General features: G+C 36.4%; 1 pseudogene. It reads left to right on the top strand.

The window, feature by feature from the left end:
• Positions 1-576 (top strand): annotated as a pseudogene (locus TCEL_RS13040) ([Fe-Fe] hydrogenase large subunit C-terminal domain-containing protein); the annotation flags it as partial.

Genomic DNA, 576 nt, shown 5'->3' with positions numbered 1-576 from the left:
TACTCAATGTACCTTCTGTGGACAGTGTGTATCAGTTTGCCCAACTGCAGCACTTACAGAAGTTAGTTATGTACAGGATGTATGGAATGCACTACATGATCCAGATAAATATGTAATAGCACAAACAGCACCAGCTATAAGAGTTGCACTTGGTGAGGAGTTTGGATTAAAACCTGGAACAATAGTTACAGGCAAAAATGGTTGCGGCATTAAGAAGACTTGGATTTAAGAAGGTGTTTGATACAGATTTTGCAGCGGATGTAACAATAATGGAGGAAGCAAAGGAATTTATAGATAGACTAAATGGAAAGGGAAGACTTCCAATTCTTACAAGCTGTTGTCCTAGCTGGGTTAAGTTTATTGAGCACCAGTTCCCTGAACTTTTAGATATACCTTCAACCTGTAAGTCTCCTCATATGATGTTTGGAGCAATAGCAAAGACATATTTTGCAGAAAAGTTTAATATACCTGCTGATAAGATAGTTGTACGTATCMSTAGTTATGCCTTGTATTGCTAAAAAATATGAAATTCAAAGAGAAGAGCTAAAATCAGATGGAGTACAAAATGTTGATTAT

Origin of the sequence: Thermobrachium celere DSM 8682 (genome assembly GCF_000430995.1) — a bacterium.
Classification (GTDB): Bacteria; Bacillota; Clostridia; order Clostridiales; family Caloramatoraceae; genus Thermobrachium; species Thermobrachium celere.
This window is presented reverse-complemented; position numbering and strand designations above follow the sequence as displayed.